The sequence below is a fragment of the Paraburkholderia sp. 35.1 genome (assembly GCF_050436525.1).
GTDB classification, from domain to species: domain Bacteria; phylum Pseudomonadota; class Gammaproteobacteria; order Burkholderiales; family Burkholderiaceae; genus Paraburkholderia; species Paraburkholderia tuberum.
Window position 1 is genome coordinate 2801063 of sequence record NZ_JBNDMJ010000002.1, and the last position, 22805, is coordinate 2823867.

19 protein-coding genes are annotated in these 22805 nt (G+C 62.4%); 8 read left to right on the forward strand and 11 right to left on the reverse strand.

The genetic code is table 11. The features are described from left to right. Positions 1–177 precede the first annotated feature (177 nt). From OKW27_RS18725 to OKW27_RS18745, 5 genes are all read right to left on the reverse strand, one after another. The gene (locus OKW27_RS18725; RefSeq protein ID WP_090808964.1) at positions 178–564 is read right to left on the reverse strand and encodes a response regulator transcription factor; all 387 of its coding nucleotides are present in this window, start codon (positions 562–564) and stop codon (positions 178–180) included. A 162-nt stretch (positions 565–726) separates the two neighbouring features. Further along, entirely contained in the window at positions 727–1350 is a 624-nt protein-coding gene (locus OKW27_RS18730) for a response regulator transcription factor (protein WP_090808962.1), read from the reverse strand. Further along, positions 1347–2807: a PAS domain-containing sensor histidine kinase gene (locus tag OKW27_RS18735; RefSeq protein WP_429334377.1), complete on the reverse strand. Its 1461-nt coding sequence runs from the start codon at positions 2805–2807 to the stop codon at positions 1347–1349. The genes OKW27_RS18730 and OKW27_RS18735 overlap by 4 nt, the downstream gene beginning before the upstream one ends. Positions 2808–3736: 929 nt before the next feature. After that, positions 3737–4324 (reverse strand): BPSL1445 family SYLF domain-containing lipoprotein, encoded by a 588-nt coding sequence (locus OKW27_RS18740; RefSeq protein ID WP_429334378.1) that lies wholly within the window; start codon positions 4322–4324, stop codon positions 3737–3739. Positions 4325–4607: 283 nt separating this feature from the next. Continuing rightward, positions 4608–5288 carry a hypothetical protein gene (locus OKW27_RS18745; protein WP_429334379.1) on the reverse strand — a complete coding sequence of 227 codons (681 nt, stop codon included), beginning with the start codon at positions 5286–5288 and terminating at the stop codon, positions 4608–4610. 231 nt (positions 5289–5519) lie between these two features. Between OKW27_RS18745 and ppk2 the strand changes: the two genes are divergently transcribed. Further along, on the forward strand, positions 5520–6335 hold the full coding sequence (gene ppk2, locus OKW27_RS18750) for a polyphosphate kinase 2 (RefSeq protein ID WP_187611524.1): 816 nt from the start codon (positions 5520–5522) through the stop codon (positions 6333–6335). Positions 6336–6362: 27 nt separating this feature from the next. On the opposite strand, the gene OKW27_RS18755 is transcribed toward ppk2, so the two are convergent. From OKW27_RS18755 to OKW27_RS18770, 4 genes are all read right to left on the reverse strand, one after another. Further along, complete coding sequence (locus OKW27_RS18755) at positions 6363–8147, reverse strand: acyl-CoA dehydrogenase family protein (RefSeq protein ID WP_429334380.1); 1785 nt, start codon at positions 8145–8147, stop codon at positions 6363–6365. Positions 8148–8164: 17 nt separating this feature from the next. Next, positions 8165–10045 carry a feruloyl-CoA synthase gene (locus OKW27_RS18760; protein WP_429334381.1) on the reverse strand — a complete coding sequence of 627 codons (1881 nt, stop codon included), beginning with the start codon at positions 10043–10045 and terminating at the stop codon, positions 8165–8167. Between the two features lie 72 nt (positions 10046–10117). Beyond that, entirely contained in the window at positions 10118–11569 is a 1452-nt protein-coding gene (locus tag OKW27_RS18765; RefSeq protein ID WP_429334382.1) for an aldehyde dehydrogenase, read from the reverse strand. A 38-nt stretch (positions 11570–11607) separates the two neighbouring features. Then, on the reverse strand, positions 11608–12435 hold the full coding sequence (locus tag OKW27_RS18770; RefSeq protein WP_090810398.1) for a p-hydroxycinnamoyl CoA hydratase/lyase: 828 nt from the start codon (positions 12433–12435) through the stop codon (positions 11608–11610). 86 nt (positions 12436–12521) lie between these two features. Here OKW27_RS18770 and OKW27_RS18775 point away from each other — a divergent pair, with 86 nt between their 5' ends. After that, positions 12522–12857: a MarR family winged helix-turn-helix transcriptional regulator gene (locus tag OKW27_RS18775; protein WP_429334383.1), complete on the forward strand. Its 336-nt coding sequence runs from the start codon at positions 12522–12524 to the stop codon at positions 12855–12857. 33 nt (positions 12858–12890) lie between these two features. Next, entirely contained in the window at positions 12891–13790 is a 900-nt protein-coding gene (locus tag OKW27_RS18780; protein ID WP_429334384.1) for an amidohydrolase family protein, read from the forward strand. Between the two features lie 58 nt (positions 13791–13848). Here OKW27_RS18780 and mhpT read toward each other — a convergent pair whose 3' ends face one another. Beyond that, positions 13849–15078, reverse strand: coding sequence for a 3-(3-hydroxy-phenyl)propionate transporter MhpT (gene mhpT / locus OKW27_RS18785; RefSeq protein WP_429334385.1), 1230 nt, complete (start codon positions 15076–15078; stop codon positions 13849–13851). Between the two features lie 222 nt (positions 15079–15300). Here mhpT and OKW27_RS18790 point away from each other — a divergent pair, with 222 nt between their 5' ends. The 3 genes from OKW27_RS18790 to OKW27_RS18800 all read left to right on the forward strand — a co-directional run bounded on the left by OKW27_RS18790 (position 15301) and on the right by OKW27_RS18800 (position 17088). Then, the gene (locus tag OKW27_RS18790; protein ID WP_090808939.1) at positions 15301–15786 is read left to right on the forward strand and encodes a MarR family winged helix-turn-helix transcriptional regulator; all 486 of its coding nucleotides are present in this window, start codon (positions 15301–15303) and stop codon (positions 15784–15786) included. 253 nt (positions 15787–16039) lie between these two features. Then, the gene (locus OKW27_RS18795) at positions 16040–16618 is read left to right on the forward strand and encodes a DJ-1/PfpI family protein (RefSeq protein WP_090808937.1); all 579 of its coding nucleotides are present in this window, start codon (positions 16040–16042) and stop codon (positions 16616–16618) included. A 131-nt stretch (positions 16619–16749) separates the two neighbouring features. After that, positions 16750–17088, forward strand: a complete 339-nt coding sequence (locus OKW27_RS18800) for a ribbon-helix-helix domain-containing protein (protein WP_429334386.1) — start codon at positions 16750–16752, stop codon at positions 17086–17088. A 66-nt stretch (positions 17089–17154) separates the two neighbouring features. Here the strand turns inward: OKW27_RS18800 and OKW27_RS18805 are convergent, their stop codons facing one another. Further along, complete coding sequence (locus tag OKW27_RS18805) at positions 17155–18393, reverse strand: MFS transporter (protein WP_429334387.1); 1239 nt, start codon at positions 18391–18393, stop codon at positions 17155–17157. Between the two features lie 985 nt (positions 18394–19378). On the opposite strand from OKW27_RS18805, the gene OKW27_RS18810 reads away from it, so the two are divergent. Together OKW27_RS18810 and ptsP are read left to right on the forward strand one after the other, a co-directional pair. Further along, entirely contained in the window at positions 19379–19747 is a 369-nt protein-coding gene (locus OKW27_RS18810) for a hypothetical protein (RefSeq protein WP_429334388.1), read from the forward strand. A 521-nt stretch (positions 19748–20268) separates the two neighbouring features. Next, complete coding sequence (gene ptsP, locus OKW27_RS18815; RefSeq protein ID WP_429334389.1) at positions 20269–22797, forward strand: phosphoenolpyruvate--protein phosphotransferase; 2529 nt, start codon at positions 20269–20271, stop codon at positions 22795–22797. The last annotated feature ends 8 nt before the right edge of the window (positions 22798–22805 follow it).

A 22805-nucleotide genomic window follows, 5' to 3' on the forward strand; every position in this document is an offset into this window, starting at 1 on the left:
CTCCGCGCGGCGCATCGCGCGCGCAAAGGCACGCACGCGCCGCAACCCGTCCGGTTTCGAATTCGGTGCGGCGCAGCCGGTGTCGGTTCGACGCGTTGACTGAGTTCAGTTTGGTGGTCCGAAGAAACGGCGACAATCGGACCTTGGTCTCATATCATCCGGCGCGAAGACGCGCGTTCAGGGTGTCGGCGGACCGCCGATGGCCACCTCGACCGCCTTGAACAGAATCGCGCTGGTGAAAGGCTTGCGCAGATACGCGGCCGCACCGGCCGCGAGCGCGGTCTGGCGGACGGAGAGATCGTCATAGGCGGTAATCACGATGACCGGCACGCCCATTTGCGCGAGCTGACGCTGGACTTCCAGGCCGTTGGTTCCCGGCATCTGGACATCCAGAATCACGCAGGCAGGCCGATACGACGGAATTGCCACAAGCGCATTCAAGAACTCGTCACCGCTGCAAAACGTCTCCGCCCTGATACCTTCGGAATGCAGCAAACGCTTGATGGCTCGGCACACCGACTCGTCATCGTCGACCACCGCAACGAATTGGTTAGGGTTGACCATATGACAGCGCGAACGCGCAGTCGCTCCGGAAAGTGGACCACTGATGCCTTAGCGTACTGGTTGAAACCCCGATGAGATATAAGACTTTGGTCCACTAGCGATGTCGGCCAGCGCCGCTGAAAGTGGCGGCACAACGCGGGAGTCGGCGCCTGGTTCGGGCGATTATTCTTCGTCGGCCCTACAAACGCCGCCCTTTCGCACCAGATGAACGAGGTCGACGATCGATCGGGCCTTCATCTTCTCCATCACGCGGGCCCGATGAATCTTGATCGTTTTTTCGGCCGCGCCCAGATCGCTCGCAACCTGTTTGTTCAGGCGGCCAGTCACGACGAGTTCCATGACTTCGCGTTCGCGGCGGGTCAGATGCCGCATCCGCTCTTCTATTTCCTCGCGTTCGTGGCGCCGCCTGCTTTCCACACACGCGCGCGCGAGCGCGCGATCCACCGCGGCGAGCAACAGCGAGTCGCGCACCGGCTTGGGCAGAAAGTCGACCGCTCCGCCTTTCATCGCGTCGACGCTCGAGCCGATGTCGCCGTGCCCGGTCAGGAATACGATCGGCAGCAGCTGATCGAGCTTGCGCTGCACTTCGAGTCCCGTCATGCCCGGCATCTGCAGGTCGAGAACGAGGCAGGCTGGCATGCTCGTCAGATCGGCTCGTTCGAGAAAGGCCTCAGGACTGTCGAAGCATTCGACCTGGTAGCCGGAGGCGCGCAGCAAGCGGGCGAGCGCGCTGCGCACGCTGTCGTCGTCGTCGACGATGAAGACGCGAGTGTTGGTCTGGTTCATGATGATCGGGGCACGAGTCTCTGTCGGATATCGGTCGCGACGGGAAGCGTGACGTGAAACGATGCCCCTTTGCCCTCGTTGTTTTCCGCCCACAGCCGGCCGCGGTGCGCCGTGACGATCGTGCGGCTGATCGAAAGACCCAACCCGAGCCCCTGCGGTTTGGTGGTGAAAAATGGCCGGAAAATCCTTTCCATGCTGTCGACGTCGAGGCCCTGGCCGCGATCTTTTACCGTTATCCGTATCAGTCCGTCCGCTTCCTCACGCGCTGTCGTTTCGACGAGGCGGTCCGCGGCAGGGCAATCCTTGACCGCGTCGAAAGCGTTGAGCAGCAGGTTCAGGATCACCTGCTGAAGCTGAACCTTGTCGCCGCAAATGAGCGCCAGATTGTTCGGAATGTCGAAGTTCGTGCGCACGCTGCGCGTCAATGCATCGCTGTGCACGAGCGTCGCGATGTCGCGCACGACGTTGCCGACGTCCAGCAACTGCAACTCGACATCGCCTTTGCGCACCAATGCGCGAATCCTTTGCAGCACGTCGTTCGCGCGGCAATTGTCGGCCACGATGTCTTCGAGCGCTTCGCGCAGCTCCACTACGTTGGTCGTCTCCGCATCCATGAATTTGCGTGCGGCTTGCGCGTTGAACAGGATCGCGGTAAGCGGCTGCTTCAACTCGTGCGCGAGCGATCCGGCGAGTTCGCCCAATGAAGAAACGCGCGCGAGATGCGCGAGATCCCTCGTATTTCCATCGACTTCGCCGCACGCACTGCAATCCGATATCGCGGTGATCCGCAATTCCTGATTGTGCACGCGGCATCGCGTGGTTTCCGCCTCCGCGTGAAAGCCGCCGCCATCGCGCCGCCGCGCGATCAGAATCTGCGTGGTCGTGACGCCGGGGATTTGTATCTTCGCGCCACGATTGCCTGGACCCGACCGATCGGCATTGATGCCGTCGATCGGAAACAGCTTGGCGGTCGGCACGCCGATCAGCTCTTCCCTCGTGTAGCCGAACAGTTGCGCCGCCCGCGCGTTCGCGAAGATGATCTGGTCCCGCTGGTCGATCGTGACGATCGGAACCGGCAACATTTCGAGCGTCTCGCACAGCGGCATGCTCGCGTCGAGGATGCGCCGCGTGCTGCTATCGCCTTCGCCTCGCAGCCACGACGCGCAAGCGGCGACACAGCGCCGCCATGCCGGCAACGCGTACGGCGGCTCGTGGGTATCGCGGGTACTCTGTCGGCTCGACACGCCGGGGATATTGCGAGCGCGCTGAAACCGGTGATGCCTGGGTGAAAACTGTCTGGAACGGTCGTGCCCGGATAGTGGAGGACCGTCGTTGCGCGCATTGTCGATCTGTGACGGGCCGCATTGACCCATGTGGCGCGGTTGCGCGTGCAGCGCCGTGAGAATTCCCGCTACCCCGATCGCCAGGTGTCTGCCGTACACGATCAGATTAATCATTGGCACCTCCGGGTCCAGTGCGAACGGATTCCGTACAACTGCGACGTCTTTATCTTTGGGCTTCGAACCACATAATCGACTTCACAATCGGTACTTCGCACGCCTGGTGGCTGGAAGTCAGTATAGGCTATCCAGAATCACTTACCGAAGGGTTACCTTAATTTATGCCGCTTACTCGGGAAACTACTCAATAGTGTTCTGCGTTGTCCGCCATCAATCGGAAAATGGCGACAGAGTTTGTTAGGCAGTTAATTATTACCGGGCGGGGCAGTGTCCCTGCCGTCCGTTTGCGCTCACAGGAAAGTTAGCAAACTGGCAGCGTCGCCGTAGAGCCGCATGTTCCCCTGCGCCGTGACGGATTTGCACTAGCCCGTGAAGTCCGGCGCGATAGCGCTTTCAGATGGAAACTTCCAACCGTAAAGCTTTCATGCATCGCGAATCGCAGAGTCAGCGGGTATAGCCAACGCTAATTCTCCAATTTAATTAATCTGCCGGCGATATTTCTTGACGCAAGTCAACGCTTTTATCGCCCGCCATTCCAGTGCGAATCATTTGCATTCATCGATCACAAAAAAATAAAATTATGCCCGGCAGATGGCTAAACGCAGCACCGCGGCGAGAACGCGTGTTTCGGCTTCTCTTTTCTACCGGTATTGAATAAACAGGAAGGTCAGTGCAGATTACAGGCAGCGTCGCTGCGAGTCGCGAGCGCGTCTGGCTCGCAGCGTTTCGAGGGAACAACGGGAGGGATGATTGGGAGGCTAAGTGGGGTGAGTCCGCCAAAAACTACCCGCTGCGCGTCGCCGTGCCAAGGCATGCGTAGCGTGTCGCGCGGCTTCGCTGTAACGAAACCGCAACACGCGATAGACGCGCCGCCGTGTGACAGCGCCATGACGATTCGATCGAATGCCGCTGCTTGCCGCGCCCTGTTACAGATTCATGCGCGTAACCTTGGTGCCGGCCAGCGACAGGTCGGCCATCAAGCCCGTATTGGTCAAGACCATCGCGACGACCTCGGCGGTCACCGACGAGGTATCGATCGCGCCGGTAGCGCCGACTTTCAGCAGTGAAACCGAAGCATCGACGCCCGCCGACCAGCCCTTCGCGTTGCGGAATTTATCGAGCGAATCTTTCGTCATGAACAGGAAGAACACGGCGGTCGACTGCGCGCCGGCCTGCAATCCGAACGATGCCGCAGTGGTACTGTAATAGCCCACCGTCGCTCCCCCGACGCGCAATGCCCCTTCACCGTACTCGCCACCGACGATGAACGCCGCCTTCCTCACCGAAGGAAACACCAGCACGCCCTGCGCCTTCGATACGAGCTCGTGCGAGCCTTGCACCGTATCGAACAATTTCGACAGCGCACCGTTCACGGCCGCGTCGATCTCCTGCCGTTTGGCGGCGTCGGTAGTGGCGCTCTCGCCACTGCCTCCGGTCGTCGTGCAACCCGCCAAAGCCAGACTCGCGGCCATGGATGTAAGCGCGAGCGTGTGCACAAAGTTCCGTCTGTTCACTATCGACTCCGTTCTGGTTACGATCCGAGTCGCCAGTCCTGATGGCTGGAAGCCTCGATCTTTTTTCTCCGCCGTGAAGCGGCATAGCCGCCCAAGGAACCATCAATGCCATCGCCGCGCGTCGATTTTCTTCGGTATCCGGATGCGACGACTACAACGCTTGCAGATACATGATGTCACGCTGAAACCGCCGCGGAATCGGACCTTGGTCTTACAGGAAGCGCGGTGTCGCTGATGAATGAAACGCGAAGCCAGCGAAGCTGATTGGCGGGGCCGACCTCGATCATCCGCCGAGCGCGATGATCGCTACGGTGAGCACGACGCCGACCGCCGCCATCGCAAGGCCGGCCTGCCAGCCGCGAAATCCCGCGTAATGCCCCAGCGCCATGCCGCTGCCGAATAACATCGCGATAGTCAAGACACGGGAGACGGTCAGCGCCGTCGGAACGTTCGCGAACAGCACGAAGGGCAACGCGACCGGGAATGTTGCGGCTACTACGAGCACAAAGATAGCCGCGGCGGCGGTGAAATCGTCGCGCACGAATACTGCTCGCTGCGGCAGATCCGGCCGCGCCGCAACACGCCTGCGGATGGACTCGAGCTCCGTATCGCCGATCAACGGTCTGAGCCACGCGGCCATTGCGCCGCGAAGCGTCCGAACGCCCGCGGCCGCATTCGGCTGGCCTCGCACGGAATGCGCAAGCGTCACACGCCTGCCGCGAGCCACCAGCGTACGCACGAGGAACATCACCGCGTCCGCGAGGCCCCATGCGAGATTGCAGCCGAGCGCGGTGTAGAACATCTTGTGCCCCGCGTCGGCACCCGCGCCGACGGCCGAGACGGTGCCGACGAACGTCAGCGCCATGAAGAGGCCGAAACACGACTCGCACACTCGATCGACGACATCGAGAACCGGCTCCCTATCGCCGAAGTTTTCCTGCTCCGTGTGACCCGTGGCATCCATGAGGCCTCCCGTGGCGATGACGTGAACCGAGCCCGCCCTTTGCTGGCATGCGGATGAGGTGCGACGAGGACAGTCGGATCGGGCAGGCGCGAGCAGACGCCCGCATCATACTGCGCGCCCTGTACCGGCGATATTGGACCAAGGTCGTATGGCCCTGCTTCGCGTCGCGCTCTACCGTGGGAATGGATCATTGCGTAGTACGCTGGAACAGTCCGCGCTGGGGAGAAGAGAATGGCCAAAACGAAGTCGGAAAACGAGCAGCCCGAGCAAGACAGGGCGCTGTCGTACAAGGAATATCGCAAGGCGCTTTTCGATCTGCATGTCGAACTCGTCAAGCTGCAGGAATGGGTCGTGCAAACGGGAAGCAAGGTCTGCGTCGTCTTCGAGGGACGTGACGGCGCGGGCAAAGGCGGCACGATCAAGGCGATGACCGAGCGCGTCAGTCCGCGCGTCTTCCGCGTCGTTGCATTGCCCGCGCCCAGCGAACGTGAAAAAAGCCAGATGTATATGCAGCGCTACGTGCCGCACTTGCCGGCCGCGGGCGAGATCGTCATTTTCGACCGCAGCTGGTACAACCGCGCGGGCGTCGAGCGCGTGATGGGTTTCTGCTCCGAGGAGGACGTGCAGACGTTCTTCAAGGCCGTGCCGCTCGTCGAGCGGGCGATCGTCGAATCCGGGGTCATCCTGCTCAAGTACTGGCTCGAGGTCAGCCCCGAGGAACAGACCCGACGTCTCGAGGCACGCATCCACGACGGTCGCAAGATCTGGAAACTGACCGAGATGGACCTGAAATCCTATAGCCGATGGTATGACTACTCGCGTGCCCGCGATGAGATGCTCGCGGCGTCGGACACCGACTATGCTTCGTGGTTCATAGCGAATTCAAACGACAAGCGGCGCGCGCGACTGAACATCATCAGCGACATGCTTCAGAGGATTCCGTACAAGCAGCCTGCCCGCAAGAAGGTCTCGCTGCCGAAACGGCAAAAGCCCGACGGATACAAGGAACCAGACTATCCGTTTAAATACGTGGCCGAGCGGTATTGATCAGGCAGGTGTTGCTCAAGCTGACTTTCAAACGTACGGCAGCGTTGCCTCGCAACCGGCTTCAACGAGGCTGCGGCGATAAGCGAAGGCCGCGAGCGGGTAGTCGAAGAAGAAGCGGCCCGTCTCCCGCTTCTCCACATAGAACGTTTCCGCCTCGCATTGCGGCGTCGCAATTCGCAGCGCGCGCGCCCATGCGAACGCCAGCAGCATCCAGCCAAGCATCGCGAGATAGTCGTCCGCGACCCGGTATGCCGTCTCCGGGTCTTGCGCGTGGCGTGCCTTGATCGACCGTGTCGTGCTCTCCACTGTCTGTGCTAGCTCCGCGAGCTTCGCGCCGGCGGCACGAACCGGCGGATCGGACTCCTGACACAGCCGCGCTTCCGCGCGCACGTGGCGAAGCAGCACATCGAACGCCACCGCCCCATCGGGCAGCACCTTCCGAATCAGCAGATCGATCGCCTGAATTTCGTTGGTGCCTTCGTACAACATCGACACGCGACTATCGCGCAACGTCTGTTCAATGCCGTACTCGTGGATGTAGCCGTAGCCGCCGAACACCTGCAGCGCGTTCGATGCAGCGGCAAAACCGTTGGCCGTAAAAAACGCCTTTGCAATCGGAGTCAACAGCGATGCGAGCTGCGCCGCCTGTTCCCGTTCGGCGGCATCGGCATGACGTGCGGCGATGTCGAGCCAATGCGCGGTCCAGTAACCGATCGCGCGCTCGCCTTCGACGATCGCGCGCAGCTCCATCAGAATCCGCCGCACGGCCGGATGAAACGCGATCGGCGCAGCCTTCCCCGGTGCGACGTTCGCACCGGGCGGCACGCTCACTGCACGCATCTGCGCGCGTTCCTGCGCGTAAGCGTGCGCGCGTTGCCACGCGGTGTGCGCATGCCCGAGGCCCTGCATCGCAACCTGCAGCCGCGCCGCGTTCATCATCACGAACAGGCACGCGAGACCGCGATGCGCTTCACCGACGAGCCAACCGAATGCGCGTTCGAAGCGCATCGTGCAGGTCGGGCTGCCTTTCAGGCCCATTTTCTTTTCGATGCCTTCGCAATAGACACCATTGCACGAGCGCCCACCGTCGCCGTCTTCCAGCCATTCCGGCACGACGAACAGCGACAACCCTTTCGTACCGGGCGGCGCATCGGGCACTCGAGCGAGCACCAGACGAACGATGTTCTCCGTCAGATCGTGCGCGCCGCCGCTGATAAAGATCTTGCTGCCGTCGATGAAATACCCGTCGGTGCCCGGTGCTTCAGTCGCGCGCGAACGGATCAGGCCGACATCGCTGCCGGCCTGGGGCTCGGTCAGACACATCGTCGATAGCCACTCGCCACTCGCGACTTTCGGCAGCAATGCCTTTTTCACGCGTTCGCTGCCATACGTCTGCAAGCATGCCATCGCGCCGTGCGTGAGCCCGGGCGACATCAACCATGCATGGTTGGCGCCCGCGAGCATTTCCTGAAGTGCGACGTCGAGAAGCTGCGGCAGGCCCTGTCCGCCGTGCCCGGTGTCGAGCGATAATGTCGGCCAACCCGCTTCGACGAATTCCGCGTAGGACTCGCGAAAGCCCGCGGGCGTCGTCACCTTGCCCGCGTCGAAACGACATCCTTCGAGATCGGCGCTCGCGTTGAGCGGCGCGATGCGCTCCTCGACGAAACGCGCCGCTTCCTCGAGCACCTGCTGCGCGGTCTGCGAATCGAGGTCTTGCCAGTCGGGCACGTCGCGCCACCACGAAGTGGCGTCGAGCCACTCGTCCATCACGAAGCGCATGTCGCGTAGCGGCGCCTTATAAGTCAACGTCATTTGTTCCTGTCCCTGGACTAGCTGCCTCTGCGCGCATGGATCACGGTCGCGTCGGCGGCATCGGCTTCGTGCATTGCTTCCACGCGCGCGGCCCGGTGCTGGAGCACGGCGCGCTGATTGATCGAGCCTTTGTCGGTGATCTCGCCGAGGTCGAGCGACGGCGGCACGCTCAGCAGGTGCATGCGGGCAATGAACGAGGCACTGCCTGTCGCACTCCGATTCAGCCGCGCGACGAGCTCGCTGAAGAAAGCGCGCACGGCGGCCGTGTTAAGCACGTCCTCGGCGCTCGCATCCGCGGGCGAACCCGCCAACGAGCGACACGCGTCGAGGCGCGGAAAAATCATCGCGCCCACTTCGTCGCGATTCATCCCCGTGATGACGGCATCCTGAACGTAGGGCGCCCCTTCGCTGATGATGCGCGCGCGCATCGGCCCGACGCTGACGAACGTTCCCGACGCAAGCTTGAAGTCCTCCGCAATGCGGCCATCGAACATCAGGCCCAGTTCGGGACGTTGCGGGTCGACGAAACGCACGGCGTCTCCTGTGCGGTAGTAGCCTTCATCGTCGAACACGCTGCTCTGAAGCGCCGGCGATGCTCGCCAGTAACCGCCCATCACGTGAGGGCCGCGAAAGCGCGCTTCGAATTTGTCATCGACGGGCGCGAGCTTGGCCTGGCACCCAGGCGGCGGCAAGCCGATATAGCCGGCGCACGATACCGGTCCCGTCGTGAACAGACACGACGGCGCGGTCTCGGTCATGCCGAGCCCGGCCATGATGCGGATGCGTTCTCCGCAATGTTCGAGCGTTACGCGCTCGAGACGCTCCCACGCCGCCTGCGACAGACCGGCGCCCGCGAAGAAATACATCTTCACGCGCGAGAAAAACCGCTCGCGCAGCGCCGCATCCTTTTCCAGCGCGATGGTCAGTTCTTCCCAACCCTTCGGCACGTTGAAGTAGATGGTCGGCGCGACTTCACGCAGATTGCGCAGCGTCTCGTCGAATTTGCCGGCCACGGGTTTGCCGTCGTCGATATAGAGCGTACCGCCGTTGTACAGCACGATGCCGACGTTGTGGCTGCCGCCGAAGGTGTGATTCCACGGCAGCCAGTCGACGAGGACCGGCGGCTCGATGCCGAACTGCGGAAAGGTTTCGAGCAGCATCTGCTGGTTTGCGCCCAGCATGCGATGCGTCGTCGGCACGGCTTTCGGCAGGTTCGTCGAGCCGGACGTGAACAGGAACTTCGCAATCGTGTCGCCGTTCACGCGCGCGTTGGCAGCGTCGACGTCGCGCGGGGCCGTGTCGAGCAATGTGTCGAAGCGCGTCACTCTCGACGCGTTTGGCGCGGGCACCGCGCTGACTCGTTCGACGTCGCTTCCCAGCGCGGCATCGAGCGCCGCTGTGTATGCCCCGATATCGTCCGCGTAGACCAGACCCGGTTTGAGCAGTTCGAGGACATGGCGCAGCTTTCCGTAATCGCCCGACATCAACGAATAGGCCGGCGAAACGGGTGCATAAGCGATACCCGCCCACATCGCGCCGAGCGCGAGTTGCATATGTTCGACGCTGTTGCCCGACAGGATCACCAACGGGCGTTCCGCGCTGAGATCGCGATCGAGCAGCGCCTGCCCGATCGCACGCGCGCGCTCGAGCATCTGCGCATACGTGATGCCCTGCCACGCGCCACCGGCATCGCGTCGTGCGACGAGCAGCCGGTCGGGATGCGCGCGTGCGCCGCTCAGCAGGCGGTCCGTAAAGCGCTCCGGAAACGGACCCAGAGGTTCAAGTGTCTCGAGGTACCAGCAGTCGCCGCGTTTCTCGATCCGCGATGAAGGTGCTCCGATGGCGACGCTCCGGTATCCGGTCGCCAGAGAGCTTGCGTGGCTGTGCTCCGATTCCAAAACCTGTCTCCTAGTTGTGCCATTTCATGCAAGGATGGGGCGGCCGCAATCGTTGCGGCCGGGAGCCGACGCCTAGATCGGATAATGACGCGGACTCGTCTGCACCGTGATCCAGCGCAACTCGGTGAACTCGGGAATCGACGCCTTGCTGCCGAAGCGCCCATAACCACTCGCCTTCACGCCGCCGAACGGCATCTGCGCCTCGTCGTGCACGGTCGGGCCGTTGATGTGGCAGATGCCCGACTCGATGCGTTTCGCGACGTTCATCGCGCGCGCGATATCGCGGCTGAACACGGCGGCCGATAAGCCGTACTCGCTATCGTTGGCGACCGTCAGCGCCTCTTCGTCGCCGTCCACGCGCTGCACCGTCACTACGGGGCCGAACGATTCATCGGCATAAAGCTTCATCTCGCGCGTCACGTTCTCGACGATCACCGGCTGCATGATCGCGCCTTTCACCTCGCAACCGAGCGGCAGCTTCGCACCCTTTTCGCGGGCGTCTTCGACCAGCTCGCGAATACGCCGCGCGGCGGCTTCGCTCTCGAGCGTGCCGAGGATCGAGCCCGGCTGTGTCGGATCGCCTGCCTTCAGCGTGCGCGCTTTCGCGACGAGCTTTTCGACGAACGCATCGGCAACCCTGCGATCGACGATCACGCGTTCCGTCGACATGCAGATCTGCCCTTGATTGAAGAACGCGCCGAACGCGATGCCCTCGACGGCAGCGTCGAGGTCCGCGTCGTCGAGCACGAGCACCGGCGCCTTGCCGCCCAGTTCGAGCAGCGCGGGTTTCAGATGGCGCGCGGACAGCTCGGCGACGATGCGGCCGACACGCGTCGAACCGGTGAAATTCACACGCTTCACGGCAGGATTTGCGACCAGACGCTCGACGATCGCGGGCGCGTCTTCCGGCGCATGCGTGAGCACGTTGACGACGCCTTCGCCGAGACCCGCGTCGTTCAGCGCTTCGCCGATCAGCGCATGCACGCCGGGACAACCTTCCGATGCCTTCAGCACGACCGTGTTGCCGCACGCGAGCGGCATGGCGAGCGCGCGCGTCGCGAGGATCACGGGCGCGTTCCACGGCGCCATGCCAAGCACGACGCCGCACGGCTGGCGCACGGCCATTGCGAGGCTGCCCGGCACGTCGGACGGAATCACCGCGCCGTCGATCTGCGTCGTCATCGCCGCGGCTTCGCGCAGCATGTTGGCCGCGAGCATGACGTTAAAGCCGTACCAGTTCGCCATCGCACCCGTTTCGGCCGCGCCGATCTCGATGAACTCGGCCGTGCGCGCGTCCATGCGCTCGGCGGCGGCTAGCAGGCGTCTGCGTCGCTCGGTAGGCGTAAGCGCCGCCCATGCCGGGAACGCGCGCGCCGCCGCGGCGACGGCCGCATCGGCATCCTCGACGGTGGCCGCCGCGGCGCGGGTGGCCACCGCGCCCGTCGCCGGATTGATGCGGTCGAAGGTCTTGCCGTTCGACGCGGCACGTTTCGCGCCGCCAATCAACAGGTTCGTTTGATGCATGTGTTCGTCTCCTCGGTCGTCCTGCTGAAGTGCGCCGCTTAGCGCTTATAGGTCTGCAAGCCCGGCTTGATGCTCTTGTCGTCGAGGAACTGCTTGAGGCCCTGTTCGCGGCCGCCTTCCGGATCGCGATAGTTCGCCTGGTCGAGCTTCGCGTACAGGTAGTCTTCGTTCTGCTCCCATGTGAGTTCGCGCGAACGCTTGAAGCCATGCTTCGCGTTGCGTAGCACGACCGGGTTCTTGTTCAGCAGCTTCGCCGCGAGAGCGATCGTTTCGTCGCGCAGTTGCGCGAGCGGCACGCTTTTGTTCACCAGACCCATCTTCGCGGCTTGCGGACCCGTGAAGGTGTCGCCCGTCATGATGTAGTACAGCGCTTCACGATGACCGACTGTATCGGCCATCGCCTTGCTCACGAGGTTGCCCGGCGGAATACCCCAGTTGATTTCGGACAGGCCGAACACGGCTTCATCCGCGGCGATCGCAAGATCGCAGGCGACGAGCGGAGAGAAGCCGCCGCCGAAGCACCAGCCGTTGACCATGGCGATCGTCGGCTTCGAGTACATGCGCAGCAATTGCCATTGCCAGCGGCTCGCGTCGCGGCGAATCCGCTCCTGCAGCACGTCCGGGCCCGCGTCCACTTCGCGGAAATATTCCTTCAGGTCCATGCCGGCCGTCCATGCACTGCCTTCGCCGGTCAACACGAGAACCTGGGCTTCGGCGTCGAGTTCGAGCGTCTCGAGAACGTCGATCATTTCCTTGTTCAGCGTCGGGCTCATCGCGTTGCGCTTATCCGGACGATTGAACGTGACCCAGGCGATTCCGCCTTCCACCGCGACCTTGACCGTTTTCCAGCGTCCTTCGTAACTCATCTGCTTCTCCGTATCAATGCCGCCCTCGCGGCCTAAACTCAATTTAATATCAGGTGCCCTGATAAGTAAAGTACAATATCGAAGTCTTGGTACAAACCCCTAACCGCCTATGCCGACGATCACAAGAAAGCCGTCAGGGTCCGAATCGACAGCTCGCGCAGCGCTCGTTGATCACGCCGCAAGCGGCCAGCGCGGTCGTCAAATCGATGGAAGCGAATGGATGGGTGACGCGCGTGGCCGGTCCGCTCAACCGTCGCGTCGGGCTGCTGTCGCTGACGAAGGCCGGCGAAACATTGCTGGCTCAGTGCGACGGTGCCGCTGACAGGGTCGAGCAACCGATGCTCGGCGAAATCGATGAACACGATTCACAGATGCTGAAAAACCTGCTGTCGACGTGCGTGCGCAATCTTCGCGCAGCCTGACGCATCAGCTTTGATTACACATAGGAGACCCCATTGAACATCGATCAACTGAAGGCCATCGACACCCACGTGCATGCCGAGGTGTCGTGCTGCCAACCACCGGACCTGTTTGCCAAAGAATTCGACGAAGCCGCCGACAAATACTTCGGCACCGTGCTCAAACAAGGGCGCCGCCCGACCATTCCCGAAACGATCGAGCACTATCGGGAGCGCAATATCGGCTTCGTGATGTTTACCGTCGACTGCGAAGCGAACATCGGGCGCCGTCGCATTTCGAACGAAGAGGTCGCGGAGTTCGCGCAGAAAAACGCCGACATCATGATCGCGTTCGCCAGCATCGATCCGCACAAAGGCAAGTTCGGCGCACGCGAAGCGCGGCGGCTCATCGAGGAGCACGGCGTGCGCGGTTTCAAGTTTCACCCCACGATGCAGGGTATCTTCGCCAACGACCGCATGGCATACCCGCTCTACGAAGTGATTGCCGAGTACCGGCTGCCGGCGGTTTTTCACAGTGGACACTCGGGCATGGGCTCGGGCATGCGCGGCGGCGGCGGTTTGCGCCTCAAGTATTCGGAGCCGATCTACCTCGACGATGTCGCCGCCGACTTCCCCGACATGAAGATCGTGATCGCGCATCCCTCCTGGCCATGGCAGGAGCAGGCGCTGTCGATCGCGCTGCACAAGCCGAACGTGTATATCGATCTGTCGGGCTGGTCGCCGAAGTACTTTTCGCCCGAGCTGGTCAAGTATGCGAACACGCTGTTGCGCAACAAGGTGCTGTTCGCATCCGACTTCCCACTGATCCGCCCGGACCGCTGGCTCGAAGACTTCGATACGCTCGACATCAAGCCCGAAGTAAAGCCGCTCGTTCTGAAGGAGAACGCCGTCAGGTTGCTTGATCTGCGGGCCCGAGGCACGACGAATCACGAATGACGCATGGAAAATGGCCCGGCGCGAAAACGCCGGGCCAGTTGGGTCCATCAACGAAGAGTTAGCGTTTCGCGGCGTTGGAGCGAATGACGAGCAATGCTGTAATCGCCGCGACGATCGTCACCGGCACGCTCGCGCCGATGACGAGCGCCGAGCTCTTTCCCATCGCAAGCAATTGCCCGGCGGCTACGGGGCCGACAATCGAGCCGACGCGTCCCACCGCCACCGCGGCGCCGACTCCCGTACCCCGCACGCTGGTCGGATAGCTGGCGGCGGACAGCGAATACAGCATCGACTGCGCACCGACGACGCCCATCCCGGCAAACAGCACGGCAACGGACAGCGTCTCGATGCTGGCGACTTGCGAAAGCGCGACCAATGCGCCGACGATGCACGCATAGATTGCCGTGACTGACAGGCCTTGTCTGAAGCGGTCCATCAGCAGACCGATGCCGAGTACGCCGATCACACTGCCGAGGTTGAAAAAGATCTGGGCAATCCCGGCCTGCGAACGGCTCATGCCGCGCCCCACGGTCAACGAAGGCAGCCAGTTCAGCAGGAAGTAAAGAACGATCAGCGTGCAGAAGAAGCTGATCCAGATACCGATCGTCGCGGCGGCGCGCCCCTCGCCGAACAGGACTTCGCGCGTCGAAAGGAGCGGCTTGTCCGCCGTCGTGAATTCCCGCGATTCGGTGGCGAATTCGCGCGACTCAGGCAGCAATGCCATCAGCAGCGGAATGATGATCAGCGGTCCGGCTCCGCCCACGTAGAAGATATGACGCCACGCGGTAGCACCCGCGCTCAGTACGGCGATCAATGCGGCAAGCGCGCCGCCGAGTGGCATACCGCAATACATGACGCTAACCGCGGTGTTGCGGTGACGCGCATCGACCGCCTCGGACGACAACGCGATCAGGTTCGGCATCGCGCCGCCGAGCCCGATGCCCGTCAGCACGCGAGCAATCAGCAGACTTTCGAAACTCCAGACTTGCGCGGTCGCAATCGAGAAGATGCCGAAAATCGCCATCGAGATCATCAGAACGCGCTTGCGGCCGATCCGGTCGGCGAGTCTGCCACCGATCATCGCGCCCGGCAAAAGCCCCAACATGCCGGCGCTGAAAGCGAGCCCCAACTGGCTGACCGACAAGCCGAACTCATGCGCCATTCGAGGCGCCGCAACGCCAGTGGACTGCAGGTCGATACCCTCCAACACCGCGACGAGAAAGCACAATGCCAACGTTAGTGCAGTACTGGAGCCCACCGCACTCGACCGATTAGCAACACTTGACATGACGTCTCCTTCACCTTTGATTGAATTGCCAGAGGCGAGCCACGCTTCGTTCTTCGACGAAGCGGCCATGGGAAGGAGAAGATTTCTGACAATGATCTTGCGCCACTTATCAGAATCCTTCCCACAGCGCCCCCGGAATTGATGATGAGTCTATTCTCAGGAGGCCTGATATTGAAAGTAGAATATGATATGCTTGGTAGAAACACCTAAGGCAACCTGATAATGATCAAGACAATGGAGAAGCGGCGAACGCCCCTTGCCAAACAAGCCGGTTCAACGAAAACCGGTGCGCCACCTTCCCGCGTTTCCTATGTGGTCGGCCAACTCGACCGCCTGCTCAAACGCAGTTTGATCGATGTACTGGGTGAATTCGGGCTGACCTTGCCTCAGTTCACCGCACTCTCCGTCATCAGCGCCAGCGGCGCGATGACCAATGCGAAACTCGCCGAACGCTCGTTCATCACGCCGCAGTCGGCCAACGAAGTTGTCAAGACGATGGAAGCCAACGGTTGGGTCGGACGCGTGGGGCATCCTACCCACGGTCGACTGATTCATCTGTTTCTGACCGACGAAGGGCGTCGGGTACTACAGGAATGCGATTCGGCGATCGACGCGCTCGAAGCGTCCATGCTGGACGGAGTAACGGAAATCCCGGTCGATACGCTGCGCAAGGTGCTGCAGCGATGTGTGTCGAATCTGCGCGGTTGAATCGACGTTCCCAATGATAAAAGAGTCGCACTCGAATGGAGCGCGACTCTTTTCTTTGCTCCACCTACCGCGATCGTCTGCCGCACTCGGGCTGAATTCCGTTCAGCTCAGTGAAATCCCTGGTCGGCATTTAGCCGCGTATTACCTGGCCCACTGCGTCGATCGCTATATTGCTTCTCAACGGCCGCCGCCTTCACACCGCGATAGCGCGTCCGCCTCGCCATTTCCCACCCCATTCGAGAGGAGACGAAGCATGTCAAAGCGCATTCTTATCATCGCCGGCGATTTCGTCGAAGATTATGAGCTGATGGTGCCGTTTCAGGCACTGGCGGCAGTCGGGCATTCGGTGGACGTCGTCGCGCCCGACAAGCGCGCGGGCGACGCGATTCGCACCGCAATCCACGACTTCGAAGGCGATCAGACCTACACCGAAAAGCGTGGCCATAACTTCACGCTGAACGCCGATTTCGCGTCGGTGAACCCCGCGCAATATGACGCGCTGCTCGTGCCCGGCGGCCGCGCCCCCGAATATCTGCGGCTCAACGACGAGGTGATCGGCTGGGTGCGCCAATTCGCCGAAGCGAAGAAGCCGATTGCCGCGGTCTGCCACGGCGCGCAACTGCTGGCTGCGGCAGGTGTGATCGAAGGCCGGCGCATCTCGGCGTATCCGGCCTGCGCGCCCGAAGTGAAGCTCGCGGGCGCGCAGTACGTGGCGCTCGACTGGCCTGACGCGATCACCGACGAGAACTTCGTCACCGCGCCCGCATGGACCTCGCACGTGAACTGGCTTGCGCAGTTCCTTGCGCTGCTGGGCACGCGCATCACGCATTGAAGGAGCGCGCCTCGACCGAGGCGCGGCATCGCGGGCGACCAACCGTGTTACGCTCGATCGCGACGGCATGAGCGCCCGCGCCGCGCGCTTCGCGTCCTGCGACGTCATCATTCGCGAGAAAGGCTGAACGTATGTGCAACGTCTATGTCAACGCTGATCCGATCCTCTACGAGTCGCGTACGCGCGCGCTGCGCATTCATGGCGTCGTGACCACGGTGAGGCTCGAAAATCTCTTCTGGGACGTGCTTCGGGAAATCGCCAACCGCGAGAACGTGACGACGACCCAGTTCGTCGTGAAGCTTCACGACGAACTGGTCGCCTTGCGCGGCGAAGAGTCGTTGAATTTCGCGTCTTTTTTGCGCGTGTGCTGCTTGCGCTATCTATCGACGAGCGCCGCCCGCAACGAGGCCGCTGGCGACGTGCCGCTCAACGCCCCGTTTCAACCCAGAGTCGTGAAGACGGCTGTTTGACGGCTTCCGTCGCAACGGCTGGCTAGCGCGGTGCGGTCCAGTCACGCGACGTACTGTCTCGACGCGTCAGTCAACCGACGCATCGCAGGCGCAATCAAGGGAAGCCGCCGTGGCCGGTCGTTCCAATACAGCAAGCCGTTGCAGTGCCACGAGGCCCAGTAGCGCGAGTCCAAGTCCCAGAGTGAAGTCAGCGTGAACGCCCGCACGGTCGACAATGGTGCCCCCCACTGCCGAGCCCACCGCAATCGCCACCTGGATGATGCTGACGAACATGGCCGACCCCGCTTCGGGCAGGTCTGTCGTGCCGCGCTGAATCCACACGCTCAAGCAAAGCGGAAGCGCTCCGAACGCGATTCCCCACAGCAGCATCCCCGCGGTCTCGCCGATCGGCGAATGTTCGAGCAGCAACATCGACGACATCGCGCCCAATAGCAGCAGAACCATCGCGGCGACGGATTTCTTTAGATGGTTCGAAATCACCATCGATGTCAACGCATTGGAGAAGAAGCCGATCAGACCGAATCCGAACAGCAACAGCGTGATGGCGCTCAACGAGAAGTCGTGTTCGAGCAGCGGCGCAATATACGTGTAGGTCGAGAAATGCGCGCCGAAGACGAGCGCGACCATCACCATGCTCAACCTCGTATGAGGCCGGACAAGCAGGGTTTTGAAATCGGCGATCCGCAACGCCGATGCCGACGGCAACGAAGGCACGAGGAACGCCTGCGCCAGTAAGGCGAGCGACACGAGGCCCGCGGTGGCGGCGAACGCCATGCGCCACGATGCAAACGACGCGATGAACGTCCCGAGCGGCACGCCGATCACGGTTGCGCAGGTCACGCCGGTCAGAATGGTCGCGGTCGCTTTGGCGGCATCCTTTGCTTGCACGAGTCGAGGAGCCGCCGCCGTCGCCAGAGTCCAGAAGCCACCCAGCGCGCCGCCAAGCAGAGCCCGTCCTACGAGCATGATCGCGAGGTTCGGTGCGATGGCACACACGACGTTCGCGATCAACAGTACCGCAGTGAGGAGCAGGAAAACGTATCGGCGGTCCATGCGGCCCGCGCTGACTATCAGCGTCGGCGCCGATATCGCGGCCATCACGCCGGGCGTGGTGACCATGAGGCCAGCGACACCGGTCGACACGCCGAGGTCGTGTGCGATTTGCGGCAGCAGCCCGACAGGCAAAAACTCGGCCGTGACGAAGGCGAATGCGCTTACCGCTACCGCTATGACGGAGAGCCATTGACCCGCGGAGGTTGAATGTCCTTCCAACGATGCCGGGATTGCAGGTGTATCGATTTGCATGACGACCTTGATGCCAGATTGAAGGCTCGTACTTTAGGCTGGGCCTCGTGTCGGAAAAAGAGTCGTCCGATGAAAAGACTAGAAGGTGTGGCTGAACAATGCCTCTGCGGCGATATCTCGCTACGAGTCAGCTAGTCTCGCGAAACGACCGCGTACGGCTCTTCCATATGCGTCGGCACGGAAGCGTTCGCCATCAGCAATGTGATGCGCATTGGCCAAACCATCGACGCTCCTACTGTTTTCTTGACAGTCTTCCACAATGTTACGAGGTCTCGTAAGTCGCGCCGCCGTGCGTTCTCAGGGCCGCCATAGAGGTATTGCAGCGTTCGCGGCGGTTTGAGGGCTTCGTTTTTTGCAGCGTGCAATGGAGCCCCCGTGATAGGTATGCCAACTGATCTGATCGCACCAGGGAGGCGGATGGCGATTGACTTGAAAGTGGGGGCCCGTCGGAGCTGCACGCTCTACACGCGGCACGAATATCGCGGCAACACGTCCAGCGACGAGGTGCGCACCGGCCGCCAGTTCATTCGTCACGCCGTCGCAGCTCTTCCGGCGCGCGCTGGCCGCCGTGCCTGCCGCGCGGTCATTCGAGCGTCCCATACTGCCGCGGCTGGCCGCCGACGATGGTCTCGCGATCTGGTACGCTCGCCCCGGCGACGTGCTACCCGATGGGACCATCGCCACGCCGGTCTCAACGCCGCTGGGCGATGCGCAGCCGTTCGAGTACTCGCCCAACCAGGTTGACGAAGGTTCATTCGATGTAGCCAAGACTCCGAACCTCGGAGACCCGGGAACCTGGTACACAAACCCAGGTAGCGGGCAAATGCGGCTGTACGGGGATGATAGAAAGCCGGTCGTTGATCTCGACTTTGACCATGTACACAACGGATTGAAGCCCCACGCGCACAATTGGGACAACGGTGTGCGAGATGGCGGCGATTATGTTGTTCCATTCAGCCCCTGGAGTCCCTGAAGGAATTACGCGATGGACCTTATCAAGAAATTCAATGCGTTCCACGACTGGTATTTGATGGGCGTATCCGCGGACCGTGAGGCAAGCATCGTTGAGCTTGCCTTGATGTTCGACAATAGGAAAGACCGGGTTCGCGTTCAATTCAAGGGCGCGACGCGCTGTCTTGCGAACGATTTCCTCATCCAGAACGTTATTTATGAAGTGAAGGTACTCACGGATTTCCAGTCCCCTGATTATCAGCGCGCCCTCCATGCGCTAGAAAAATCATATTTCGGGAAAGAGAACCGCCCCAATATGCCGATTGCATCCGTAGCCGCCTCGTTGGGCGCGGAATTGCTCATCGAGTTCGATACGGTGGATGTCGTCACGGATCTACTCTGAACATTAAGGGTGAGCGTCTTGTCGGGCCGCCGCCTTTCGCTAAACGGATAAAACACAGATCAATGAACGCGTCACACGCCAACTAATAAAGACCGCTCCATCTCCCGCCAGGAAATTGCAAATTTCAGGCGTTCCCGTCCGAAATCGTCTTGTCTTGCAATCTGCGCTCAGTAACATATGCTCTTTTTCAGAGCGCTTTCCGGGTCCTTTTTTCCGGGACCACGGTGCAAAGGGTTGCGCACGGGTGCGAGGCGGCCCGGCAAACGCAAACAGCGTCGTCGGAGCGCGCCTGACGTTTCTCCATTCATCCCGGTCGAGGCTGCGCGGGCGCACACGGGCGACGTGCGCGACCTTGTCTGGTTTCCCGAGTTTTTGTCACCGACGCTTTTGTAACGTGCGCCGCTCACAAGTGGGTGAGCGGCGTGAGCGGCAATGGTGCCGACCGCACGTGTGAATGTCGCGCCCATGCGGCTCGAGTCGAGCCACCTGAGGCGAGCGTCAATGTACAAGGAGTCTTGGCGATGAAAGCTCCTCAGCGTCCTCTGCGCATCGGGTTGATGGCACCACTGTCAGGCGTACTGGTTCCTCTCGAGAGCGTGCCCGATCCGGTCTTCGCCCAGAAGATGGTCGGCGATGGCGTGTCGATCGATCCGACCTCGGATGAACTGCTGTCGCCGCTTGCCGGCAAGGTCACGCAACTCCATAGCGCTGGCCACGCCACGACGATCACCGGCGACAACGGTCTGCAAGTGCTGCTGCACATCGGGCTCGACACCGTGTTGCTGCGCGGCGAGGGCTTCATGCCGTTGGTCAAGGAAGGCGACGCCGTCGCGACGGGCACGCCGCTGATCCGCTTCGACCCAATCGCGGTCGGCGCAAAAGCAACCAGCCTGCTCACGCAAATGGTGATCGCCAATGGCGATCTCGTCACGCGCTACGTTCCCGCGAAAGGGCTCGTCGTCGCCGGCACCGACGTCGCGCTGTACGTCGAGCTGGTCGGCAGCATGGAGGACAAGGACACGGCCAGCGCCACCGGCGCGATCTTCTCCGACGAGATCACGCTGCCGAATCCGGCGGGCCTGCATGCACGGCCCGCCGCGGTCGTCACGGTCGAGGCGAAGAAATTCAAGTCCGAGATCCGGCTGCTGCGCGGCGATGCCAGCGCAAATGCCAAGTCCGTCGTCGCGATCATGGGGCTCGCAACGAAGTTCGGCGACAAGCTGCGCGTCGAGGCCCACGGTCCCGACGCGGCGGAGGCGGCCAACACCGTCGCGCGTCTGCTTGGCGAGGGATCGGGCGAAAAGCCCGGCGATGCGCCCGCACCTGCGGCGGCTGCGCCGGTGCCAGCACCGACCGAAGCGGCTCCCGCCGACACCAACGAATTCATCGGCGTATCCGCTTCGCCAGGGCTTTCGGTCGGCAGGATCGTGCAGTTCCGCCAGCAGGTCATCGAGGTGAACGAAGCGGGCGAGTCGCCGCAACGCGAACGGGCGCAACTCGAAGCGGCCCAGCATCAGGCGCGTCAGCAGATCGAGGCGCTCAAGGCGACGCTCACCGATCCGTCGAAAGCGCAGATTCTCGACGCGCATCTCGAACTGCTGGACGATCCTGGCCTCAACGACGCCGCGATCAGCAGCATCAGCGCGGGAAAGGGCGCGGGGTTCGCGTGGCGCGATGCGTTCCAGCACCAGGCAAGCACGCTCGAAAAGCTCGACAATCCGCTGCTGCGCGAACGCGCCGGCGATATCCGCGACGTCGGCCGCCGTGTACTCGCGCTGCTCGCCGGCGTGAAGCAGGCGCAGATCGACGTGCCGGACGAATCGATCCTGATTGCCGAGGAGCTCTCGCCGTCCGACACCACGTCGCTCGATCGCAGCAAGGTGCTCGGCTTTTGCACGACGAGCGGCGGCGCGACGAGCCACGTCGCGATCCTCGCGCGCTCGCTCGGCATTCCGGCGATCTGCGGTATCGACGCGCGCGCGCTGCAACTCGCCGACGGCACGCCCGTCGTGCTCGACGGTTCGCGCGGCAGCTTGCGGCGCAACCCGAGCGCCGAGGAACTCGAGAAGGCGCGCGAACGCATCAGGCGCCAGGCCGCCAAGCGCGAAGACGAAAAGCTCGCGGCAACCAAACTCGCAATGACGGCCGACGGCCACCGCGTCGAAGTCGTCGCGAACATCCGCAATGCGCAGGAAGCACGCGATGCGGTCGCGGCCGGCGCCGAAGGCGTGGGCCTGTTGCGCTCCGAGTTCCTGTTCGACGCGCGAGACACCGCGCCCACCGAAGACGAACAGGCCGCCGAATATTGCGCCGTCGCCGAAGCGCTTGGCCGCGAGCGGCCGCTCGTGGTCCGCACGCTCGACGTCGGCGGCGACAAACCGCTGTCGTATCTGCCGCTGCCGAAGGAAGACAACCCGTTTCTCGGCCTGCGCGGTGTGCGCGTGAGCCTGGAGCGTCCCGACATCTTCCGCACGCAACTGCGCGCGATCCTGCGCGCGGCGCCGCTTGGGCATCTGCACGTGATGTTCCCGATGATCGCCGCGATCGAGGAGGTGCGGGCAGCGCGCAAGATCCTGCTCGAAGAAGCCGGCGATCGCGCGGCGAGCGTGAAAGTCGGCGTCATGATCGAAGTCCCCGCGGCCGCGCTGATCGCCGAGCCGCTCGCACGCGAAGTCGACTTCTTCTCGATCGGCACGAACGATCTCACGCAATACACGCTCGCGATGGACCGCGGCCATCCGCAGCTCGCGAAGCAGGCCGACGCGCTGCACCCGGCGGTGTTGCGTCTGATCGGCATGACGGTCGACGGCGCGCACAAGCATGGCAAATGGGTCGGCATTTGCGGCGGTATCGCGTCGGATGCGATGGCGGTGCCGGTGCTCGTCGGCCTTGGCATCGACGAGCTGTCGGTGAGCATTCCTGCGGTCGGTTCGATCAAGGCTCAGCTTGCACGCGTGACGACCGAAGAAGCCAGGAAGCTCGCCGCCGAGGTGCTGTGTCTGGGCACCGCCGCGGAAGTCCGCGCGCATCTGTCGCGCTTTGCCGAGTGAGCGGATCA

Bases quoted from the DNA above. Each gene is read 5' to 3' on its own strand.
- ptsP (WP_429334389.1), top strand. From the start codon at position 20,269: ATGAAAGCTCCTCAGCGTCCTCTGCGCATCGGGTTGATGGCACCACTG.
- OKW27_RS18800 (WP_429334386.1), top strand. From the start codon at position 16,750: ATGTGCAACGTCTATGTCAACGCTGATCCGATCCTCTACGAGTCGCGT.
- OKW27_RS18735 (WP_429334377.1), bottom strand. From the start codon at position 2,807: ATGATTAATCTGATCGTGTACGGCAGACACCTGGCGATCGGGGTAGCG.
- OKW27_RS18805 (WP_429334387.1), bottom strand. From the start codon at position 18,393: ATGCAAATCGATACACCTGCAATCCCGGCATCGTTGGAAGGACATTCA.
- OKW27_RS18755 (WP_429334380.1), bottom strand. From the start codon at position 8,147: ATGACGTTGACTTATAAGGCGCCGCTACGCGACATGCGCTTCGTGATG.
- OKW27_RS18745 (WP_429334379.1), bottom strand. From the start codon at position 5,288: ATGGATGCCACGGGTCACACGGAGCAGGAAAACTTCGGCGATAGGGAG.
- OKW27_RS18770 (WP_090810398.1), bottom strand. From the start codon at position 12,435: ATGAGTTACGAAGGACGCTGGAAAACGGTCAAGGTCGCGGTGGAAGGC.
- OKW27_RS18730 (WP_090808962.1), bottom strand. From the start codon at position 1,350: ATGAACCAGACCAACACTCGCGTCTTCATCGTCGACGACGACGACAGC.
- mhpT (WP_429334385.1), bottom strand. From the start codon at position 15,078: ATGTCAAGTGTTGCTAATCGGTCGAGTGCGGTGGGCTCCAGTACTGCA.
- OKW27_RS18790 (WP_090808939.1), top strand. From the start codon at position 15,301: ATGATCAAGACAATGGAGAAGCGGCGAACGCCCCTTGCCAAACAAGCC.
- ppk2 (WP_187611524.1), top strand. From the start codon at position 5,520: ATGGCCAAAACGAAGTCGGAAAACGAGCAGCCCGAGCAAGACAGGGCG.
- OKW27_RS18765 (WP_429334382.1), bottom strand. From the start codon at position 11,569: ATGCATCAAACGAACCTGTTGATTGGCGGCGCGAAACGTGCCGCGTCG.
- OKW27_RS18810 (WP_429334388.1), top strand. From the start codon at position 19,379: ATGGACCTTATCAAGAAATTCAATGCGTTCCACGACTGGTATTTGATG.
- OKW27_RS18725 (WP_090808964.1), bottom strand. From the start codon at position 564: ATGGTCAACCCTAACCAATTCGTTGCGGTGGTCGACGATGACGAGTCG.
- OKW27_RS18795 (WP_090808937.1), top strand. From the start codon at position 16,040: ATGTCAAAGCGCATTCTTATCATCGCCGGCGATTTCGTCGAAGATTAT.